Source organism: Bacillus sp. CR71 (assembly GCF_003429245.1).
GTDB classification, from domain to species: domain Bacteria; phylum Bacillota; class Bacilli; order Bacillales; family Bacillaceae_G; genus Bacillus_A; species Bacillus_A thuringiensis_S.
This window is the reverse complement of the sequence record NZ_CP031748.1, coordinates 2,466,715-2,490,383: the sequence shown is the minus strand read 5'-3', so window position 1 is coordinate 2,490,383 and position 23,669 is coordinate 2,466,715. Positions and strand designations below refer to the sequence as shown.

Below are 23,669 nucleotides of genomic sequence, written 5' to 3'. Positions count from 1 at the left end.
TTTATCGATTCTGGAACGTGATTGACTTTGTCCTAATCAAGTTAAATTTTTTACTGAAACAAGATATAAATCGTCAGTTTTAACTATATAGTTGAGAAGGAATGCATAAAAAAGGAGGAAAATAATAATGAAATATCAAACAATATTTCCATCGTTAAAAAAATCCTGTTTTATCTTAATACTCTCTTTCATTATATTAATTCTTGCACTTCCAGCACCAACTTTTGCACAATCCAATAACAATGTTACATCTGGAACAGATTACTATGTATCTCCGGCAGGAAGTGACCTCAACTCCGGCACATTAAATCAGCCTTTCGCTACCATTCAAAAGGCTGCTAACATCGCCACAGAAGGAAGCACAATCTACATAAGAGGCGGAGTTTATAACCAAAAGGTACGTGTAACTCATTCTGGAGCCTCAGGAGCACCGATTACTTTTCAAAATTACCAGAATGAAAAGGTAATTCTCGATGGTTCTAAAGTCAAGTTAGAGGATGACGGATTATTTACCATAGAAGATAAAAATTATATTCAGGTAAACGGGTTAGAATTTCGCAATTTAAAATCAACGAAAGTTAGCGAAACCCCTATCGGTATTTATATTACCGGAACAGGGAGTAATATCGAGATTAGAAATAATTATATCCATCACATTGAAGCAAATGTAAAGAATGGAAACGCACACGGGATTGCTGTCTATGGTACTTCATCTAATGCACAAAATAATTTAAATCATATTGTCATTGATAATAACGAAGTAGCAAATTTGAAATTAGGACTAAGTGAAGCAATTGCTGTGAATGGGAATGTAGATTCCTTTGAAGTTACCGATAACAAAGTACATGATAACAACAACATCGGAATTGTTCTGATTGGACATGAAGGCGTATCTCCAGTAGCTGCTTTAGATCAAGCACGAAACGGAATTGTTCGTAACAATATCGTTCATCACAATTCATCCTTCAATAATACTAGTTATAATGAATATTCAGCTGATGGTATTTACGTGGATGGTGGGAAGGAAATTATTATTGAGCAAAATCAGAGCTATGAAAACAACCTCGGTATTGAAGTAGCTATCGAACATGCGGGAAAAAGTGCAAGTCAAATTACAGTTAGAGATAATACAATATCTAACAATATTATGAGTGGCATTGCACTTGGTGGATATGACAGTCAGCAAGGTTATGCCGAAAATAACACAATTACAAATAACATTATTTATAAAAATGACACAAGAGATCAAGAGAGTGGGCAAATCGAATTAAATTACGATACTCGCAACAACGTAATTACCAATAACCACATCTATGCAAGCAATAGCCCTATTTTTATTAGCAATAATTTTAATAAAAACACCGGAAACAAACTTGATTACAATCATTACTATAGTGAATTCGATCAAAATAATGGCTTATGGCAATGGAAAAGAAAAACGTATAAAGGATTTTCAACTTTTCAAGCAAGTATGAATCAAGAAGGAAATGAACAACATAGTGTATTTAGCAAATTATCCCCTTCGTTCAAACTAATTTCAAAATAAAACAAATCTACTAAAACTTCTCTATTTCCATCCAGTATCTCTCCCGTGTGAAAATTATACAAAAAACAAAAGGTTGTAGTTTCATTGAAACTACAACCTTTTTATTTTCCAAACTCATTACAATTAAATTATAACAAAGTACTATTAGTGATGATCTCCATCTGCAAATCTTGTAAACTCCGTATTATGCTGTTTTTCTACAGATGTTTGTACGCCCAAAGTTAAAGTTAATATCGTTATCATTCCCATTAAAATAGTCATTGTTTTTTTCATTTCAAAGCCTCCTTATCAACTGCTTTTTTTCTCGCCTGTGTACTTAAATAAAAATACTTACTAGCATTAGAGTGATTATCTTCTTGATAAAACTTAATCGCTAACTCTTCCATAGACTCTTGCATGTACATGTATAACTCTTCTCTCTCAAAATACTTAACTCCTTCTAATACTACTTTTTCAAACTTTTCAGCAGGAGCATCTCCATTCAGCGCTTCTAAAATCATAAAACGATGCTGATATTCCTCAAGTTTCAATTCATTACAGATTTCCAATCCTTTTTCAATAAGTTCTCTTGCTATTTCATGTTCCTTAAGTTTATAATGCTCCTTCGCTTTAACAAAGATAGCTTTATAATGTTTAGGCTTCTTCTCAACCACTTCAGAGAGATAACGAATTGCTAATTCAGAAAGATTTTGACTTGCATATAATAGACCAAAGTTGTGTCTAACCATTAAAATATAATAGTCTTCATCAATCTTTTGAAATTGATTCATTGCGGCTGCAAAATGTTCTTCAGCTAGTCCCCACTCCTTTAAATGGGTACAGGCCAAACCTAATAGGTTTTCACAAAAAGCAATGTTTGTTTCACATCCATTAAATTTACGGTAAATCTCTTGTGCCTTACTAACATACTTAATTGCTAAAAGTCCTTGAAATATATCATAATAAAACGAACCTAATTTGTAATAGAATTCAGCCTTTTCCAATTCATCAGATATATTCTCCAAAAAAACTTCTGCCTTACCAAAATATTCGCTCGCTTCATTATATTTACCTGTTACACTCCTATGAATAGCTTTAAAAAAATAATAATAATAAGATAAAAGCTCATCCTCTGGTATTTCGAAAGTCTCTATCTTTTCAAAGCTTTGTTCAGATAAGCTTACATTATCCACTAAATAACTATATCGAAACTCGAGAAGAGAATAATATAGTAGTAACTTCTTAGCTTCTAATGAATCCCATTCATCCTCTTTTAATTCCTGAATCAGGCTATCCATTTGCTCTTTCATACGGTGTGCTTTAGAAATGTTTCTTGAACGAATTTCAACATACCAATTATTCAATAACTTTGTAACTTGTTCGCTACCCATAATTACCGACATATAAATCCCCCTCACCCATATTATGTATATCCATTCAATTCTACCAGAATATTCCGTCTATATGGATACCACCTTCAATTCTGATATTTCTAAATAAAAGATTAATTATTCAGAATATATTATTTTGCATAATTAAAATAAATAACCCTCAATTTAGGAATGCATTATCAATGGTTGTATCATTTTGTAGAGAATTTCATATAAAGATAAATTAAATAGATGTTGGAGTTAATTGAAGAAAAAATCATATGAGGGTTTATACGAAGTAATAGGATTTAATTACAATCAATAAAAGCAGAACCTTGCGAGGATTCTGCTTTTATTGTTCTTATCTCACATATACATATGCTTGATTAGCAGTGACATATTACGTTTTGCCTTTACTTCTGTGTAATTTGTATGGATAGATTAAATTCAACATATAGTAGATAAATATCTAATTAATAATTTAATAACTACTTTTTCTCAATAATATCAATTGATACTTTATTATTATTAGTATAGATTTTTGCAAATTCAGTAGCATTACTAATAGGATTAACAGGTTTGTTATCTATTAAAATATCACTAAATGTAGCCCTATATTGGGTATTTACTTTAATATTTTTCGTTTGACTATCATCTTTTACTGCAATTGTAGATAACGCTTTCCAATTGTTAACTTTACTAATATTAGTATTCTTGATTTCAGAAATTAATCTTCCTGTATAGCCTTTTCCGTTTGTTCCCCAGTAGGTTGCCCTAGTGTTGCCATTTAAGTTTTTATAAATCGTAAGTTGGACTTCAGTTCCTGGTTTAAAGCCATTCAAGTTCGTAAACTCATCTTTCCCCTCAATATAAATAGGGTATTTATCTTCACCTACTTTCATATAGGGTTTCCAAACATTATATGTTTCACTATACAAAAATCCAATATCTGATTCCACCGAACCAGAAAAACCAGAATAAATATAAAGTTCGCCACCTTTCGCTTTAAGAGTTCCATTACTATTTTTGATTTCTGGTAATGTTACTTTTGTAGTTAAAACTGAGCCTGTACTATTTAAGATTGAACGGCCACCAATTCCTTTTTTAATCGGTTCCGCTTGAAGCGCATTCATATATGAATGCGCTCTCATTTCATCGGCATTGGCTTGAGTTGTACCAATTCCTCCCAATCCACTAATTACCATCCCACTTACTAACGCAACACCCATTATTTTTCTGAATTTACCCATTATAATTCCTCCCCTTAATTTTATATATTACAATTCAAATATATCATACATTTTATTCCATGGGATTATATAACATTTTTATAAAATTCAGACTAATTATTAAGAAAATTCAATCTTTAATTGAGTTTTCTGTTCAATAAAAATGTTTTATTAACCAAATAGAACCGAATTCAAATAAACTTCTTTAGATAATAAAGTCCATTTCAATTGAAATGGACTTTGAAACATTATATAAGAAAGCTTCTGATCGATTTTTCATTACCAGAATTCGGAATCGCCTTTTAACTTATAATACTGCATGCCAACATGTAAAGTAGAACAAATTCATCATAGTTTTCCTTTATCAATAGTCCAAAAGGTAAGATATCTATTTTAATTTCAATGTATTTCCAATCTCTTATATATTTTATTTTTTCATTTCCATAAATCCAGCATATTTTAGTTCAAATTGATGTTCATTTGGCTTAGAAGATTCTAATTTAATGAACTGATATTCTAGTTGAACTACCCCACTTCAAACAGTCCGTTAGGACGTTAAGTGGCGGGTAGTTCACTTACATAGAAATAAAAAAAGCCGCCCAACTGAAATGAACCCAAAAAGTTAGACAAAGAATTTAAGCAGCTGATGGAATGCGAGTCCGGTATTGAACTGGACTCATTCCATTTAACTTTGTTTTAATTCTTTTGTGATTATAATAATGAATATAATTATCTAATTCTATCTTAAAATGTTCCATGCTCTCGAATTCTTCAAGATACGATAATTCAGACTTTAATAAGCCAAAGAAGTTTTCTATGACCGCATTATCTAAACAATTCCCCTTACGGGACATACTTTGAACAACCCCATGCTCTTTTAGCGATTGTTGATATCGCTTCATTTGGTAGTGCCACCCTTGATCTGAATGAAGGATAGGGGTTTCCCCATTGTTTAAACATTTAAAGGCCTTATCTATCATTCTAGAAACGAGAGAATATGCAGGCTTATCTTCTATATTGTAAGCTATAATCTCTCCTTTATATAAGTCTAAAACAGGCGATAAATACAACCTTTTACCATGCAAATGAAATTCAGTCACATCTGTTACCCATTTTTCATTAGGTTTTGATGCGTGGAATTGACGTTTCAAAATGTTAGGAGCGAATTTCCCTACAGTTCCCCGATATGAACGGTATTTTTTCATTCGTACAAGACATTTCAATCCGATAGAATTCATCAAACGACGGACTGTTTTATGATTTAATAAACATCCTCTATTTTGTAATTCTAATGTAATACGACGATAGCCATATCTACCGTGATGTTCATCAAAGATTTCTTTTATCAGTTCTTTAGCTTTCTCGTATTTGTCTGGACGATTCATTTGTTTAATCCAATAATAGTATGTACTCCGAGCGATACCAGCGACTTTCACAAGATCGATGATCTTGTATTTGTGCCTTAATTCATAAATCACTTTTGCTTTGTCTTGTTCTGTAATTTTGTCTTGTTCTGAATTAAGGCATTTAACTTTTTTAAATAATCAATTTCCATAAGTAACCGTTCATTTTCTGCTTGTAATGCCTCTATAGACCCTTCAACGACTTTATGATTTAATTTTGGTCTTATATTTTTTATTTCCATAGCTGGACGTCCTCTTTTCTTTGTAAGCAAGGAATCCACGCCATTTAAATCATATGCTTCTTTCCACCTACGAACTGTTTCATAAGATGGAATATTAAAAATAGCTGCTGTTTCTCTAATAGATGTCCCTTGTTTATCCATATAATTAAGTACATCCAGTTTATCCTGAAGGGAATAGCTTGTATAGCGTTTTTCAAAAGCTTTTTCACCTACTGCTTTATATTGCTTAACCCACTGTTGTATTACACTTGGATGAATTTTTATAGACCTCGCAAGTCTTTTCACTCCATCACTGCCATCTAAATATCGTCTTACTACCTCTAATTTTTCTTCTGGTGAAAATTTAACCATAAAAAAGTACACCTCCAATTGTCTTTCGTGTCTAACAATTGGGGTGCACATCAACAGGACGGCTTATGTTTTATTTCAAATACTCGTACCACCAGTTTCTTTCGTCCATCCAAGCTGTAATCTTATCAAGCTCACCATTTGGTAACACTTCGGTTTGCAAGTATGCTAAACCAGTTAATGGATTAGAAATAACTTGTCCTTTAGTTCCACGCTCATTCATAGCATATAGAGCTTCTTGAACCAATGAAATACCAAAACCACCAGATTTAACATATTGATAACCGCCATTAGCAACAGATTGTTTTGATTGTTTCTCTCCGGTAAACCAATCCAGGGTATTGTCACCTTGCAATAAATTAATATCCACTTTCCCAATACCATCAATATAACCATTATCGGTATATTGCCAAATGTCACAAGGATAGGATGGTTTCTTCTGTGGACTACCGTCATTTGTTCCGTATCGTGGTAACCAAATAAAATCAGCTTGCACACTTTGTAAATTATAGTCACCGTACATATGATGTGCTACATAAAATCCTACTTTCCAACCTGCAGCTTTACATGTATCAATAAAAGCTTGTGATGCTTTAGCTAAATCACTAAGGTTACCTTTGCTTTTCATTGACTTTACTGTGTCATCTTCCACATCTAGTACAAGGAATTTAGCATTAGGATTTACCCTTGCTAAGAAATCCTTAGCTTCTACAATTGCATCTGCTACTGATACGAAACATCCATAAGCATATGCAGCATGTGGAATACCGTATTGTTCTGATTTTGCTACATGTTCATTATACAAATGATCTACTAGATTTGAACCATATTGTACCCTAGCAATTACTAAGTTTAATTGTGTTGCTGCTACATCCCAATTAATACTTCCATTCCATTTTGAAATATCTACAATGTGTCCCATTACTGAACATCTCCTTCAAATAGTTTTTATTTAATTCCTGTTACGTCTTTAGAAATAGCTCTAAAAGTTTTTGCCTATTCTTCAATAACTTCCTGGTTCTTTTGAATAACAGCTTGGTACTACTCTTCACGCTGTTCATTCTTTTTTTGTGTAGGAAAAAGCATCCACACAATTAATGCTGCGCATGCTCCCTGTTGAATAACTGAAATAAAATCTCGATAAACAAAAAGAGCACCTCAATTGAGACTGCTCCTTTTGCTATCATTTTTTATTTTTGTCTTTATTTAACTTTTTTCTTTTCTAGAGTTTGATCTTCTAATTTTCGCTTCAATTTCAGAAGATACACTTTCTAACAACCAAGTAGGAATCCATTTATCCCACCCAATCCGTACACAATTGGCTGTAAAGCTATTAAAAATATGATAAATTAAACCACCCGTTACCATAAAATAGAAAAACTCTGGTAGTTTAAATGCAATATCAAATAAATGTGCTAAAGAAGGTAATAAAAAAAGCACCACAGTTCGTGCAATGCCTTCAATTCCATATTGTGATGAATACGTACCATCTAATTTTGAAGCCTTACTACCAGTTATCCAATCTAATACAACTACCCATACCAAAATGATAACCCAAATTAAATTAGATTTACCATATAAAAAATTAAATATAGTTCCCAATCCCCCACTAATTACAGAAGCGACTTTAAATTGGGTGGTATTAATAACATCCAGTACATTTAACGTTTTTACAAGTTCATGAATTCGTTCCAAAATTTCACCCCCCTTTTTACATTTCAAAGCAAAATAAAAAAGCCTGCTTTGGCACGCTATCGTATAAAAGATTTACATATTCATTTTCTTCCACGCATACTCTAGTGGTTCATTTCGTGGCGGTTTCATTACTTCTTTTTCAGAAGTTCCTCCCTTATTTTGAGATAAGTTATGCATAACGCCTCGACGAATAGAGATTTGCCTAATACCTGTTCGTATCCAATCATCGGGATTTAAAATACCCCCTTGATGTGTTAGGAGTTGCCTAACGCCTGTATGTGAAAAATCGATTGGATTAACAATATCCCCTTGACGATGTGTATTGATTTCACGTATTCCCTCATGATATAGCGTTGTTGGAGATATGATTATACCCTGATGTGTATTAATTTCGCGTGATACCGTACGGTATAGATTTGTTGGAGATATGATCATACCTTGAAGTACTGCCATATACTTACCTCCTACTTATTCAATTCGTAAAGCTACATAGTAATCACTAAATGAATTAAATTGATTAGATATAGGGGCCGACGTGTAAAATAATTTGTACTTATGAATTTCCCCATTTTCAACAACCTCTGTAATATCACCATAAATAAAACCGCTACCTTTATAGATGTAAAAGCCATCGTACTTCCCTCTAAATCCTTCACGACTATCTCCCATGTATAAAGGAGTGAAAACTATCTTTCCTTCATTAGAGGGTGCCTTTAGAAAGACTTTATCCCAATAAAATGTAGAGTTTGTATCAGAATATGAAACGGTACCTAAAAATTTACTTCTATCAGTTATATGTGTAGCTGTTTGACTGCGAGAGCCGCAGCTTAACATAACACTGAACGGACATGAATAAGGTGAAAATAATTCCGGTTGATAGTATTCCTCTGGCAGACCTATAAAACCAATCACTGTCTTGCCTTTGTGAGATGGGATTTCATCATCATTTGCATATACACAATAAATGACAGTATCTTTATCGACGTATAGATATAGGTCAACCATATATTTTTCATAATTTAAAGCAATTGCCCCACTAGAATAATTTGCTTTCCCTTGATGGAATACTAAAGAGAACCAAACTTCTTCTCCAGTTCCACTCCCACCCTCTTTATCATAACCTCTGATTAGTCTGTAACTACCATCTGTATATTTCACATTCGGTTCTCTTATGTCATACGAACTTGATAATGAAGAATTTTTTGCAAGCGTATCATAAGGACGCAGCTCAATATAATTGTTTTTGGTTCCATCATTACCTGTAGAATACATAACAAAAATATTATTCTTATCCGGTTTGTCAGCATTTAATTGCTGCCATCCAGCCTTTTTCATTTCATCGATAATCTTCATAAAGACTTCTCTGCGCTCTAGTCTGTGTAACCTACAAATTTTATTTGTCATTTTATATGTTCCTCCTTAATTTAAACGTATTGCTTTCATAGAAACATTAAAAGTAGAGGTTGCTACGCCCTATTTTCTATATAAAGATGTACCTTGTTTGTATGATCTTTATCCTCACAAGGAATAGCCAAAATATCATATGTTCTTTTTTCTGATAAGCTTTTATAGACTTGATTCCCATTCTCTTTTTGATCGTACATAAATAACATTGCTTCAACGTTTGAATCATTTGTAACTTGAATCGTACGAATATCGTATTTGTTACACCCTACATCCAGTGGCGTATATAGAACTTTCCCTGGTTCAATTGTAATTTGTATACTCCTCTCAATAAAATTTGTAATTATTTTACTTACTATATGTTCGCTTTTTCCATGGTGATTCTAATGGTTCTTTTCTTGGTAAATTCTGCTCATAAATTTCTTCTTTTGATAAAAATGAGTTCTGCAAAAAGAATCCTTCTGTATCCCTGGGGGTTACTCGAACACCACCAAGGTAGAAAAACCGTACAAAGTAATCACCTGCCTCATTAAGCATACTCATTGCTTCACCATCACCATACCATACTGCCGGAAATTCACTCATCGTATTATTCTGAGATAATTTGTCACCAGAATAATAAGTTGTAAGAACAAACTCACTCGCTCTATGAAGATATATTTTTGAATAGTTATTTTGAACTAACAAAGGAGTGAAATACTGAGCTTTAAATACCTCCATTGATATCCCCCTACCCTATTCTAATTGCTATGTTAGTACCAAAAAATGAACCTGTAGATTTATAATTAGAGTCACTACCAAAATATCCAGAAGGATGAACTATATACAAATAACGTTCTATATTATTCTCAGTGGTCACCTCAATAATATCACCATTTACTATTTTACCATTAGAAGGACATATCTTTATAAATCCTAATTTACCTCTAAATCCTTCCGTTGGTATATTTAAATAAAAGTCCGTAAGATACATCATACCTTCGGGTCCTGGACTTATCCCCATATAGTCGAACCTTGCATAATATGGACTATTATTAGTAATAACATTTGCAGGTTTATCCATTATGATATACGGATAATTATCCGCCCCCCATTTTGAATCAACGTTGTAATAAGAAGTCGATGACGCAGCATGAATAACAAATGAGTAACTTGGTTCATTCCTCTCTTCCAAGTAAGACTCTTCTGGTATTCCAAAAAAGTTAATATGAGGTTGAATAACTTGCCCCCATGCCTGATAACTTGATCCCCCTGGCTTATACGTAGTAAAATCATTATTATCAGGTACGGTTACAAATATTACTCGATCCAAATCACAATAATAGTAGTAATCTACTTTAATATCAGAACGCATAGAGATATATCCAGACGAGGAAGTGGTAGGATATCTACCATTGAAAAAATTAAATCTTTGATAGCCAGAACCCCCTATCCCAGTTTTCTTCTCGTCATCCCAGTTTGTAAAGTATCGATATAAACAGTTTGACCCATAGGTCCCTCTTCTTATATCGTAGCTAACATTATCAAATACGTTAGTACCTTCATATGGAATAAATTCAATATACATAGGTGTATTTCCTAAACTACCTTTTGAGTGAAGGACTACACTACCGTCAGCCGACACCTTAATGCCTTCATTCATAACTTTCCAACCTACGTCCTTCATTATATTAATAAATGTATCAAATAACCCAGCTTTTGTCGTTGAACCCTTTGTAAAAATAGCTTCCATTTTATATCACCTCATTCTACTCGAATTGCTACTGCTTGTGTAGGGAACGATGTATAGGTCTGATCAGCCGCTCCCAGTGTTGTATAGCGATATCTTTGAACTTCGCTATTAATCGTAATTTGAATAATATCACCATCAAGCATCCCACCCGGCGGTAATGCGTATACTCTCCCTAGCCGTGCACGCATTCCGATATTGTTACCATAACTAATAAATATTTCACTTAAACAAAACTTATTATCTAGGTTTGGTGACATTTGAGGTATTAAACTGTTTACAGAATGTGGTTGGCTTGTTAAAGTAGCTAATTCTGGTAGATTTTTCGGATTGTCTACAACCCGAATACGCTTAGAACCAATCGTTGTCCCAGCATGACCACTATTAGCATAAATTCCACCTGAAAATGGTTTAGTGTAGTTTCGTTGAGCTTCCTCCACAAACGACTGTTCAGGAAAGCCAAAGTACATAATAGTATTTTCTTTTCCTGTATATTTAAATGGTAAAATAACAAAGATAACACAATCCTTATCTGCATAGTAATAATAATCAATATCCCAGTTTAACTCGTAACCTGCACGATTGTAGCTACTTCCATTTTGCCACGTATCATATCTCCGCCCTGGGAAGAATGCTAATGTATCCCATTGGTCTCCACTACGGAAACTTATAGAGTTGCTTGCAGGATCTTTGGTAACACAGCCTAATTTAAAAACTCCATCTGCATATGTTGTCTTTCGAATATCTGCAGCAGTTGCGAAACCATCCTCCCAACATAAATTAATAGCAAAATGCCTGTTGCCATTTTTACCGTTTGTGTACAAAACGGGATATGAAGTTGGCGTATCTTCGTTATGGTATATCCAACCTGCATTTTTCATAATATTAATTAACGTTTCGAATAATTCAGATTTCTTGCAAGTTCCTTTTGTAAAAATAGCTTTTGTCATAAATTATCCTCCTCACTGTTTCTATTGATAACCCAAAACTACTTGTATATATAATACTTACTTTATACTAACGTCGTTACTTTTAATACCACAGTATACAACGAAGGAACATTACTAAAATTTTCAATAAATAGGTGACAAGACTTTGTTTGATCTTTATCGTCACAAGGAATATTGATTATATCGTATGTTCTTTTTTCTTTAATACTGCTGTACTGAATTTGCCCATCTTTTTGTTTATCAAAAATTGTACACTCATAATCATTATTTGCTGTATTTTCAATAAAGATTGTCCTAAGTTCATACTTGTTTATACCTAGTTCAATAGGTATATACTTCTTTTCATTACTATTAATCTCAACCTTTACTTTTTTTTCGATCAGCTTTGGAAGAATATTTTCTGTTTGTTCTTCTTGCTTATAATATCGATTTACGACCATTGATGTTCCCATCTTTTCACCCCCAACTACTCATGTTCAAGATGTATTTGAAATTGTAATGGAGCAAGCCCAACATAATCTGTTCCCTTTGTTACTTTTAACCAAAACTTTATTGTTTTTTCTGGATTTACATAAGGAATATTGATACTATCTTGATATTGACCTGGTTTACCATTACTGTCTAACGCAAGATCCGCCCATGACCATCCAAATTTATCTTCATATTGAGCAATGCTTAAATTCACATTATTCGCTCGTGCAACTGAAGGATTCACAAGTTCTAGCATAATTTCTGATTTCCCTGATATCATATCTGGCAATCGAGTTTGTGCTAATGTTGAAAGCTCCTCACCTGAAAATTTAATTTCTAAATTAGATCCGAATCCATATACATCTCCACCATAAAATGTAGTCTTAATAACACCCAATTCTTTACCTTCTACATTTGTCAAAATAACTTTACCTGTAAATTCTAGTGACGGGAGAGTAATTTGAATACCAGTGTTATACCCTGTATTTCCATTGAAAATAATTACCCCAAATTCATCTTCCATCTGCACACTTATATTCGGCGCTATATTAGCAATGGTTAACTTTCTTCCTCTTGTAGCAATAATGGAATCGATATCAAGATTTATAAATTTTGAATTCGATCCTTTTTTTAATACAACACCAAACTTACTACAGTTCATTCTATCTGAGTCATAAAAATTAAAACCTTCGCCATAATCAGAAAAAAACGTCCAATCTTCATTATCTTTGCACGCCATCCACTTCAATTCAGTTGTTTCTCGAGTACCATCTTCTGTTTCTAAGAACTCGATATTCTCCTCACCGTTTTTCCAAACGATAATACCGCCTTTGTCATCTTCATGGGTTGGCGTATAATCAGCAGATACTTCAAATGCAAATTCTTTCTCATTTGGAAGGTCTGCAAGTAATAATGTGTCACGCGAAACATTGTGTAGCATTCTAAAATATCCTTTTCGATCAATTAAAGAATAGCTACCGACAGGAGATGCAATCCATCTGGAATCGAACGTATCAAAATCATCCTTATAGATTAAACCACTTCTTATTTGATATGGTTTTAATTTCTCATCAGGTAGTTTTAATAGTGTTGCATCTTCTTCTAAGTCAATAGCATCGATACTGATGTATTTCCCTGACAACTCAATAACGTGAATCATATCTTCAAGGTTTTTCTTTTCATATGCAAACGTTTGATATTGCATACCTTCTCCTGAAAGTTTAAGGATTTCCTTTTGGCCATCGATTTTCAATTCAATGTCTTCCGGATAAGATGGACTTGTCATACTAATTAATCGAAACTTAGTACCCTTGAATAAAAATCTAGCTGATATGGTGCTATCGTTATTGTCTTCCTTACTCTTCCAATGATGAGTATTATTGTAGCAACTAACATCAGCTTCAGTTGTTTTCCAGAAACCGTTGTATTCAATATTCTTATGAGTATCATCGAAACGTACCCAACCAGGTTCCGGCTCAACTAACTTGTCACCTAATCTAGCAAGTAAGTATCCGTCAGCGTCAATATCAATGGAATCTAATGACATAGCTTTACCAATCACTTTTACAGTATGCTTGCCACGGTCTAAACCTATTTTCTCGTAACGTATGACTTGGTTACCTGAAGGACTATTGTAAACCATAGTTTCTTCTTTACCATCAATAAGTACTTTAGAAGTTGCATCGTAACCACTGTCGCCATAAGCTAGGAGTCTAAGTTTAGTACCTATGAACTCAAATTCGAAACTCGTGTCAAGTTTCTTGTCGAGATTGTAATGAGTTGTCTTGTTGTAATGATCCTCATTACCAATAGCCGTTTTCCAGTTACCGATATAACGAATTAATGGATCAGTATCATCAATACGTTTCCAACCTTTTTCCGGTTCATTCAGAGCAGTTCCTACACCAGGTCGTGAAACAAGACTACCAGTGTCATCAATATCAATAGCATCCATACGGAAGTCATATTCTAAAGCACCGGGTTGATTTGTAATAACTGTTACCGTTACATCGTGCTCAATATCTTCTAAACCGAGTTTCTCATATTTCAAGACTTGGTTTGTATCTTGTGGTGCAATAGCGTCAAAATACTCTTCCGGTAAGTCATCAATTTTTACTCTGATTCTATCTGAATAATATTGATTAGTAGCACAACCAACAATGAGTCGTAACTTAGTGCCTTTAAATCTGAATACCATACTTGCATTTTTACCCTTTTTAGCACAAGTACTTTTTCCGCCATAAGCACCGTTATAGGCTACGTTTTTACTCCAGTTAGCATCATACTGAATGTATGTGGAGTTGTCATCGTAACGTTTCCATCCGTAGTTTGGATAAGTTGAAATATCACCAATACTTACAGGTAGTCTATCAATGTGTCCAGTAGCGTCGATATCAACACCAATAAATTGAGGGTCCCAACCTTCATGAGTTCCACCGTTGACTGTTACCACGTGATATCCTTCATCTAGGTTAAGTACTTCACAAGCAATTTTAGCTGGTCCAGATACAGGGAACATATTAACAGGATACTTCACTCCTTCAATTAATACGTGACCAAGTTGTTCTTCATTTGAGCCTAAGTTAGACGAATAAATCAATCTAAATTTTGTACCGAAGAATCTAAATTGAATTTTATCAAACGAGTATTTGATTGGCGGTGTTTGACTTTGGTAATCCATACCACCAGTATAATCGAAATACATATTCTCCTTCGTAAAACGTTGCCAACCTGATTCTGGTGTAGCTAAGAAATCTCCAACTGTTATTGGTGGTTTTTCAATATAGCCATCTGCATCAATGTCAATTGCATCAATATTAAGTCGATAAGTGCCTTTAGTTCCACACTGAATTCTAACTCTATGCTTCCCTTTAATTAAGCCTAACTTCTCATATGCAAGACCCTGATTAACAATAGCAAGTGCTACCTCACTATATTTTTCAGTGACACCATCAATTGTAATTGATATATCGTCTGAGCGATAAGATGCAACATCGAATCGAGTAATGATTCGTAGTTGAGTTCCGTAGAAATCAAATTCAACTGCACCTTTAGAGTCATTGTCTTTTACATAATGATAAGTACCATTATACCAGTCAGAAGATGAGCCTTTTTCCCAAGTACCTTGATATTTAAGTAACGAGTCGGTTCCATCAAGGCGTTTCCAACCTGCCTCTGGCTGTTTTAGTTGGTCCCCAATCTTAACTGATGGCTTACCTCCAATTGAACCAGGTTCATCAATGTCGATAGCATCAAGGTTTATAAATTTACCTTTTATTTCAACAGTATGCAATTTATTTGATAAACCTAACTTCTCGTATATTAACGACTGGTAGATAGCAGTTAAGCCTGAGGGTCTAAAGAAATTGATAGTTTCTTCTACTCCGTCAATTAGAATTTTAGCGCCAGAGTCATACTCAGATAACCCAATTCCAATAATCCTAAGTTTTGTCCCTGTAAAGTTAAATTTTATAGAAACTGGGTTAGAATCAGGTGGGATGTTTGAACCTGCATGTTTATAATGAATGGTTTTGTTGTAGCATCTACCATCAGCATCGCTTGTTGCCCATACACCATTGTATTCAATATTACTATCTGTATCGTCAATTCGTTGCCAACCAGGTTGAGGCTCGAATAATACATCACCAAGGTTAGTAGGAGTTTCTACTAATTCTCCTCCTTTTATATCAAAAGCGTCTACTGTCATTAACGTACCAGTGAGTTTCACTGTATGAACGCCGTTGGGTAAGTTTTTCTCGTATAGTATAACCTGATACTGAGTCTTGTCCTGGTCAGTTGTAGTGTTAACCTTATATTTCTCAGTCACACCGTCAATTTCAATGGTAACATCCTCCCAAGAACTTTCGGAGTAGGTTGCTGAAATGACACGAAGGCCTGTACCCTTGAAAGAGAACTCTACTGTCCCTAATGTCCTGTTCGAATAGCTTGGGACTCTATAAGTTGCTGTTTTATTGTATCCGCCTTTATACCCTCCATCCTTAGCTAAAGTCCAGTAATCACCTCTGTAATGAATTAGCGGATTTGTATCATCTACACGAGTCCATCCTGGTTCAGGTTGTAATAAAATGTCTCCTACTTTAGCAGGTGGGTTTGGTTTTACTAAAGACCCCGTTTTGTCAATATCGATTGCATCTAGCGTTATGTCTATACCAGATAACTCAACTAAATGCTCTTTATCTTCAAGTTCAGTTGCTTCGAACATTAAAGTTTGCTGAACTCCGTTAATTGGTGATCTTCCTTCAACCTTAGTTAAGTCGTAAGATATTCCGTCGATCTTTAAAATAGCTTTTTTCTGGAAGTAACTGCTTAATGCTACAAGTCTTAACTTAGTCCCTTTAAATTTAAAGCTAGCAGACGCTTCTTCTGTACTCCCCGATGGTGCAGAATAATAATGAATAGTTTCATTGTATGCACCTTTCTGAGTAGTTATGAAATTCCATTTTCCATCATATTGAATATTTGAATCTGCGTCATCCATACGCTTCCATCCAAATTCTGGTTGGAGTAATTGGTCTCCTACTTTAACAGGTGGTTTTTCAATACTTCCGTCAATATCAATATCAATAGCATCAAAAGTTAACGGGAAAGGCGAATTAGTTCCGGATTTAATAACCACATCGTGAACACCTTCTGCCAAACCTAATTTCTCATAAACCAATGTTTGATATCCAACTTTAGTAGCTTGCTCACTGTAAAATTCCTCTTGGCCATCGATTATAATCTTAATATCGTTACTTCGATACTGGGACTCGTGTATACAACCAATAATTCTAAGTTTAGTGCCTGAAAATTGGAATTGTACTTCCCCTAAAGCTCCGTCAACATAGTGGAATGTATTGTTAAACCATTCAGGAGTAGTATTACCCGACTTCCACCAATCACCTACATATTTAAAACTAGAATCGGTATCGTCAATACGCTTCCAACCCGGTTCTGGTTGAATTAATTGGTCACCTACTTTAGCAGGTGGTTTTTCAATACTTCCGTTACTATCAATATCAATAGCATCGAAGGTTATATTAAAACCGGATAGTTTAACTTTATGCTCACCGTTTGCTAAACCTAGTTTCTCATAAACTAAGGACTGATATTGAGTATTTGGTTGCTCGAAGTTTATAGTCTCAACCGGTTGTTCGTCAATCCAAATTTGACCTTCTCTATACCCAGCAGAAAGTAATCCTATTAGTCGTAACTTAGTGCCATTGAATACAAACTCAACAGTAGCAAGTTTATCTGAGTTCGGGCAATAGTGAGTAGACCCTCCAGACCATTTGGCATCTGAATGAGTTGCCCATCCGTCTCCTGTATATTTAAAGCTCGAATTAGAATCTTCAATTCGTTTCCAACCATCTTCAGGTTGTAACAGTTGGTCCCCAACCTTTACTGGTGGCTTACCTCCAATTGAACCAGATTCATCAATGTCAATAGCATCGAGATTCATAAATTTACCTTTTATTTCAACAGTATGCAACTGATTAGGTAAACCTGTCTTCTCGTATATTAACGCCTTGTGGATAGGTGGGAAGTCTTTAGGTCTGAAGAAATTGATAGTTTCCTCTACACCATCGATTAAAATCTTAGCATTTGCGTCATACAATGATAATGCAAGTCCGATAATTCTAAGTTTTGTTCCTGAAAAGTTAAACTTTATCGAAACCGGGTTAGAATCAGCTGGCGTGTTTGAAGTTGCATGTTTATAATGAAACGTGTTGTTATAGTATCTATCATCAGCTGTACTCGTTGCCCATACACCAGTGTATTCAATATTATTATCTGTATCGTCAATTCGTTTCCAACCCCGTTGAGGTTCTAGCAATTGTTCACCCACATTTATTTCAGAAACAAAATACTCACCATCTTTTAAGTCTATAGCAGATAAACTTAAATTACCCGACTTATTAGCGTAGATTTCTACGGTATGAATTCCTAATGGTAACCCTAACTTTTCAACAGATATCCGATCTCCATCTGAATCTCCTCGGAAGTTGTAGTAACTCGAGATGCCGTCTATGGTTATCTTTGCATTAGTTGCTGAGTTATTAAAGTGAGTTGATATAACTCTAATAGCACTACCATAGAATTTAAATTTAAGGTAACCGACATCTCGAGTTGTTGTATATTTATCAGTGTCCTTGTAGGGTTCCCATGCACCCTCGGGGTAGTATTTTATAGCTACTGTACCATCACTTAATTTCGCATTAAACTTATGACGCTTCCAACTAGGTTCCGGGTTTGGTAGGAGGTCACCTTGTTTAGCTTTAGGAACAATAGTGCCACCTAAAATATCGAATGCATCAACAACCATGTGAGTTGTTCCGGTTAACTTAATTTCATGTACTTTATCTTCGAGACCTAGGACTTCGTGAGCTACAATTTGACCCTTAAGGTTATTTACTTTCGAATCCCATATTTTATAACTACCGTAAGGAACACCATCAATTTGAACATTCATATCAGGTCTTTGTGATTGATATCTCGGACTAATTATTCGAATACCTGTACCTTTAAAGTAGAATTGAACAGTACCCTCGTCAGTAGCATTAGAAGACCTGTTTGTGTAAGTGTCTTTGTAATAACCGGTTAACGACGTACGAGGTGTCCAAGTTTGACCTATATACGTAATATTCTCATTTGTATCGTCAATTCGAGTCCAACCAGATTCTGGTTCTGTCAGTACTTGGTCTACTTTAGGAGTAAAAATAGACCCTCCCTGAACATCAACTGCATCGAAATACAATGCATCTGTACTGATAATTACTGTATGAGGACCGGGTTCTAAGTTTAATTCCTCAAACATTATACATTGATATACAGTACTTACAGAACTGTCGTACATTTCAAAGGTTCCGGAATCTACTCCATCAATAACAACATTTGTTTTTAAACCTTTAAACTCAGTAACGGACGTTTTCTGAGCCATTAAACGTAACCCTGTACCGGTGAATGTAAACTTAATCCTGTAAGGTGTAGTCTTAGGGTACGCTTTCATATGAACTGAGTTATTGTAAGTAGCAGGACTATTTGTAGATACTAGCCAATCACCTGTATAAAAAATATTCGTGTTTATATCATCAAAACGACTCCAGCCCGTTTCGGGCTGAAGAAGTACATCACCTAATTTTGCCATAATATCACCTCTCTATTTTGTCTTACGATAATTCCACTTGCTCCACCAGTAAGGTCTACTATGTCATAACCATACTTACCAACAGCTTGATGGATCAATAAATTTAAATATTTCATGCATAACAGAAAGGAACTAATTTACTTACTAAAAGACATTTAAAATACAATTGAACTGCTTAAGCTTTTACTTTTACAACAGCTCTAGCAGTTCAATTTTAAAAATTACATAATGCCATAAAATACAAATATTCGATATCATATACTTAAATAAAAACTAATCTAGCACTCTACTTTATTATCTCGTTTTCTTCCAATTCCAATTATTCCACCAAGATTCCCGGCTATGTTTTAACCATATTTTTGGTTCTTCTTCGATTAATATATCGCTTTCCTCAAATTCAACCGGTTCTTCTGCCTGATAGATATTTTCTAATTTAAACGTATCGTTTTCAACAAGTATACTTTCGTTGTCTAAAATGCGATTAAATTGTTCTATTTCATCTATATTCGTATGAACGAGATTTCTTCTATCCACTGGAGTTGATTGGATCTCTATACTAGATAATTCTCTTACATTTTCAAACATACCGTATGTATTTATGGATGCTTTATGAGTTGATTTTCTTTCCCATTCATATAGCTCATAAATATTTGAAGCCCCTTCAATTGACTTCCGATGCATATCCTTCAATTCCACAATATTCATCATTACATTTCGTACTGTACGATCTAATTCTTCATTCTTCACTACATTTGTATTAAATTCTCTTACACCTTTATGAGATTGATCCGTTACTACTATATTTGCCTCTGCCTCTTTCATAAGCTTTTCCATTGGGGCAGATGTAATATTCTTTACATACCAGTTTCGATCATTCATTGCAGTTTCATATTGTTCAATACTAATCTGTAACTCTCTGTCAATGATCTTAAAATTCTCTTTATCAATTATTTTTGCAGCTAATTCTTTTACGACTTTTACATTATCTATCGTTGCAACAGTCGCATCAACTTCTTGCAAGACATTACCAAACTGATAGAATGAACTAATTTCTGCTCTTGTTTCATTTTCTTTATTCATTATTTCATACGTATCTATATTTGTTTGTAATTCTCTTTGGATTCTTGCAAACAAATCATAATCTGGTAAATAAACTGGAATCCCTAATCCTTCGAATAGATCAAACTCTTCATACAATGCTTCTATTTCTTTTACTTTTTCTAATACAAAAGTATCACTTTCAACAAGTATACTTTCGCTGTCTACTGTTCGGCTGGATTGTTCTATTTCACCAATAGTAGTATTAAAAGTATTGTACTTATTCGTTAAAGTTGTACGGATTTCTTCACTAGCTAGTTCTCTTCCAGATTTACTTACATCATATTCATGTATTGATGCTTTATTATCTGCTTTTCTTTGCCATTCGTCTGCCTCAAAAATATTTGACTCGTACTCATTATTGATTTGTCGCATATCATCAAAATGCTTAATTTTCATTATGAGTTGTTTCGTAAGTCGTTCTAACTCTTCACCCTTGATTACATTTGTATTACGTTCTTTTATTATTCTCTCGAGTTGATCAGTAGCGATTATATGCGTATCTATTTCTGGCACTCGTTTTGTCATCGGATCAGATATAATACTTTCTGCACACCAATTCCTATCATTCGTTGCGGTTTCATATTGTTCAATACTAGTTTGTAACTCTTTCTCAATATGTCCTATATCAGTACTATCAATTATATTAGTTGCTACTTCTTTAACTAGATTACCAATCGAATCAACCGTATTAATTTCTGCTTCTATATTATCTTCTATATTTGCTATTTCAGCTGTCTCTATATTCGTTAGTAATTCCCTTTGAATCCTTGCGAACAAATCATACTCCGGTAAGTAAACTGGAGTTCCTATTAAATCAAAAAGATCAAATTCTTCGTAACGAGATTCCTGTTCTTTTACATGTCTATTAACAAGGTCATATCCTTCTTCATTATGTGCTATCAATTGTTCTTGCTTTGTAAACTCTACAGGGCTAATACATTCTGATTCATTATCGACTTTAACTCTTTCACTTGTTATTGGTTCATTACTTTCTTCACTTATAAACAATCGATCATACAATACAGAATCCGCTACTTTATCATCCTCCACTAACAACTCGTGAAGGTTGCGCTTTGCTAATTCATAGACATTTGTAAATGGAGTTTCTATTTCACCTAGAATCCGATCCATGGAAGATATATCCGCTTGGGCAGTATGATACTGTCCATTTACTCGATTAAAATGTTCATATCCATATATCCCCATTGCTTCTTGCTCATCTATAACTCGATTAGAAAGTTCATAAGAAGGTACATTCACTTCCATTTGTAATACTTTTCTATCTATAGCAGCTACATCGAAAAAGACTCCCTCTTTCTCTTGCATGCTTCTATCTGCTAAATCCGTATCACGAACATTACCATATACTGAACGTATGTCTCTTTTAGCTGAATTAACTGTTATTTGTTTCGCTTGTAGTTCTCTCTGTACACGAGCAAATAAATCATAGTCTGGCATATAAACTGGGATTCCTAAACTATTAAAAAGATCAAATTCCTCATAAAATCCGGTCAATTTTTTGATTTGTCTACTAGCAAATTCATAGTTATCTTGAATAGTCCCCAATAATTGTTTATGTATTAGGTCCATTTCCTCATGGTGTATATATTCAGTCCATACATGTTTCGTTTTCTTATTAACTTGTTCTTCTTCAGCTAATTTTACTTCTACTTCTTTTGTGAGCACATCACTCTGTATCATTTCTGGAAGATTATAATCCATGTACAAATGATTCTGAATTGATACCATCAATGTTTCTACTAAATTTACCTCATTAGAATGGTACTGTCTTTCCAATAACTCATATTCACTTATGAATTTACTTTCATATTCATGCGTTATATGATTCATGTCATTCATTTCTATGTGAGATGAATCATATTCTATTAATAGTTTTTGAGCGTTATTATATACATGGCCACCATATGTATATATGTCTTCCATTATGCGGTCCGCAAATGACACATCATATTCATTAGTTTGAAGTTCTAACTTTTTACGTTCTAAATCTTCTATATTAATAAATCTTCCATCTATCTTCAGCGCTTTTCTATTTACAAATTCAAAATAATTTATTTCACCATTTCGCTGAATGGCATTTCTATTCGCTGTATTGTAATTTATATTACGAGCCTGTATTTCTCTTTGTTTACGAGCAAACAAATCATAATCTGGCATATAAACCGGAATTCCTGTATCAGTAAATAAATGAAATTCCTCATAAGAAGTAGTTACTTCTCTTGGCATGTTATTATAAAGCTCAAAATCACTTATATCTTGTACAGGTAATTCTTTTTGGCTAATCTCTACATGATCCAAATTTCTAACTACAGTACTACATATTTCTTTTTCTCTTCTTTCAGTCAATATTGTTTCATAAAATCCTTCGCCATATAAAATACGTGCAACCTGTACCCATCGTGGTATTTCATCTACATTGGTTGCAAATTCTTGTAACTTCTGTTTTACTCTCTCTTGCTCAATTGGAAGCATATTACCTGCTTTATATATCTTACGATCTGTACTAGACATTTCTGTTACATCTGCATACTTTGTATCTAACCTGCTTCCGTTGTTCCCTTCCATATGTTCCATATCAAAAGTTCGGTCATGTTGTATTGCTTTCTGATAGTAATGAACATCTGCAAGTATTTCTTTAAGCGGTTTAGAATCCTGTATGCTTAACAGTTCCATGTTGATACTCCGCATTAGGTTTGCAATATCCACTTTAGCAATATTAGCAGTCACCTCAACTTGCCTTATTGCCTCTACAACAAGGTCTGTTAATATACCTTTTCCCTTTACTATTTTGGTTGCAAATACCCCAGCATCTTCTTCCTTAACAGCTTTGAATCTTGAATATGGTGGCAAACTGACTGGAAAATTATTCGCATTTTTTACAAAAGGATTTAAAACAGAAAGCGAGAGACTATATGTTTTTTTCATTGTTGATCCCAAAGGAATCGAAACAACATGACTCTTCTTTTTCGTACATAAAGAAGGGGAAGCAATAGAATAAATTTTCTCACTCACTCTCTGCATTCCCCCTTATATG

General features: G+C 34.1%; 15 protein-coding genes and 2 pseudogenes. 1 reads left to right on the top strand and 16 read right to left on the bottom strand.

All coding sequences use genetic code 11. The annotated features are described in order from the left end of the window. Window positions 1–127: 127 nt before the first annotated feature. On the top strand, window positions 128–1,546 hold the full coding sequence (locus DOS87_RS12575) for a right-handed parallel beta-helix repeat-containing protein (RefSeq protein WP_208730287.1): 1,419 nt from the start codon (window positions 128–130) through the stop codon (window positions 1,544–1,546). 144 nt (window positions 1,547–1,690) lie between these two features. Here the strand turns inward: DOS87_RS12575 and DOS87_RS29880 are convergent, their stop codons facing one another. The 16 genes and pseudogenes from DOS87_RS29880 to DOS87_RS12505 form a co-directional block, all read right to left on the bottom strand. Beyond that, the gene (locus DOS87_RS29880; RefSeq protein ID WP_017657325.1) at window positions 1,691–1,819 is read right to left on the bottom strand and encodes a hypothetical protein; all 129 of its coding nucleotides are present in this window, start codon (window positions 1,817–1,819) and stop codon (window positions 1,691–1,693) included. Beyond that, window positions 1,816–2,928, bottom strand: a complete 1,113-nt coding sequence (locus tag DOS87_RS12570; protein ID WP_048538722.1) for a response regulator aspartate phosphatase — start codon at window positions 2,926–2,928, stop codon at window positions 1,816–1,818. Before DOS87_RS12570 ends, DOS87_RS29880 begins: the two co-directional genes overlap by 4 nt. Window positions 2,929–3,383: 455 nt before the next feature. Then, window positions 3,384–4,145 (bottom strand): YrpD family protein, encoded by a 762-nt coding sequence (locus DOS87_RS12565; RefSeq protein WP_098330951.1) that lies wholly within the window; start codon window positions 4,143–4,145, stop codon window positions 3,384–3,386. A gap of 614 nt (window positions 4,146–4,759) precedes the next feature. Further along, window positions 4,760–6,120 (bottom strand): IS3 family transposase gene (locus DOS87_RS12560; RefSeq protein WP_395938967.1). Its coding sequence is split into 2 segments (ribosomal slippage): window positions 4,760–5,664 and window positions 5,664–6,120, totalling 1,362 coding nucleotides; the frame shifts between segments, so codons are not numbered across the junction. A 70-nt stretch (window positions 6,121–6,190) separates the two neighbouring features. Beyond that, window positions 6,191–7,039, bottom strand: coding sequence for a GH25 family lysozyme (locus tag DOS87_RS12555; RefSeq protein ID WP_000509872.1), 849 nt, complete (start codon window positions 7,037–7,039; stop codon window positions 6,191–6,193). 26 nt (window positions 7,040–7,065) lie between these two features. Next, window positions 7,066–7,248: pseudogene (locus tag DOS87_RS12550) on the bottom strand (BhlA/UviB family holin-like peptide). Window positions 7,249–7,323: 75 nt separating this feature from the next. Continuing rightward, window positions 7,324–7,812: a phage holin family protein gene (locus tag DOS87_RS12545; protein WP_000439594.1), complete on the bottom strand. Its 489-nt coding sequence runs from the start codon at window positions 7,810–7,812 to the stop codon at window positions 7,324–7,326. 72 nt (window positions 7,813–7,884) lie between these two features. Next, entirely contained in the window at window positions 7,885–8,265 is a 381-nt protein-coding gene (locus tag DOS87_RS12540) for a hypothetical protein (RefSeq protein WP_000279752.1), read from the bottom strand. A 15-nt stretch (window positions 8,266–8,280) separates the two neighbouring features. Then, entirely contained in the window at window positions 8,281–9,216 is a 936-nt protein-coding gene (locus DOS87_RS12535) for a hypothetical protein (protein ID WP_000182370.1), read from the bottom strand. A 15-nt stretch (window positions 9,217–9,231) separates the two neighbouring features. Next, window positions 9,232–9,575, bottom strand: a pseudogene (locus DOS87_RS30505) (hypothetical protein). Next, entirely contained in the window at window positions 9,565–9,936 is a 372-nt protein-coding gene (locus tag DOS87_RS12530; protein WP_000451643.1) for a hypothetical protein, read from the bottom strand. Before DOS87_RS12530 ends, DOS87_RS30505 begins: the two are co-directional and overlap by 11 nt. A gap of 10 nt (window positions 9,937–9,946) precedes the next feature. Further along, window positions 9,947–10,948: a hypothetical protein gene (locus DOS87_RS12525; RefSeq protein WP_208730285.1), complete on the bottom strand. Its 1,002-nt coding sequence runs from the start codon at window positions 10,946–10,948 to the stop codon at window positions 9,947–9,949. Between the two features lie 11 nt (window positions 10,949–10,959). Then, window positions 10,960–11,895 (bottom strand): hypothetical protein, encoded by a 936-nt coding sequence (locus tag DOS87_RS12520; protein WP_208730284.1) that lies wholly within the window; start codon window positions 11,893–11,895, stop codon window positions 10,960–10,962. A gap of 62 nt (window positions 11,896–11,957) precedes the next feature. After that, entirely contained in the window at window positions 11,958–12,347 is a 390-nt protein-coding gene (locus DOS87_RS12515; RefSeq protein ID WP_098818646.1) for a hypothetical protein, read from the bottom strand. Window positions 12,348–12,361: 14 nt separating this feature from the next. Beyond that, window positions 12,362–19,513, bottom strand: a complete 7,152-nt coding sequence (locus tag DOS87_RS12510; RefSeq protein ID WP_208730283.1) for a hypothetical protein — start codon at window positions 19,511–19,513, stop codon at window positions 12,362–12,364. Window positions 19,514–19,807: 294 nt separating this feature from the next. Beyond that, window positions 19,808–23,656: a hypothetical protein gene (locus tag DOS87_RS12505; RefSeq protein ID WP_261795662.1), complete on the bottom strand. Its 3,849-nt coding sequence runs from the start codon at window positions 23,654–23,656 to the stop codon at window positions 19,808–19,810. Window positions 23,657–23,669: the final 13 nt, after the last annotated feature.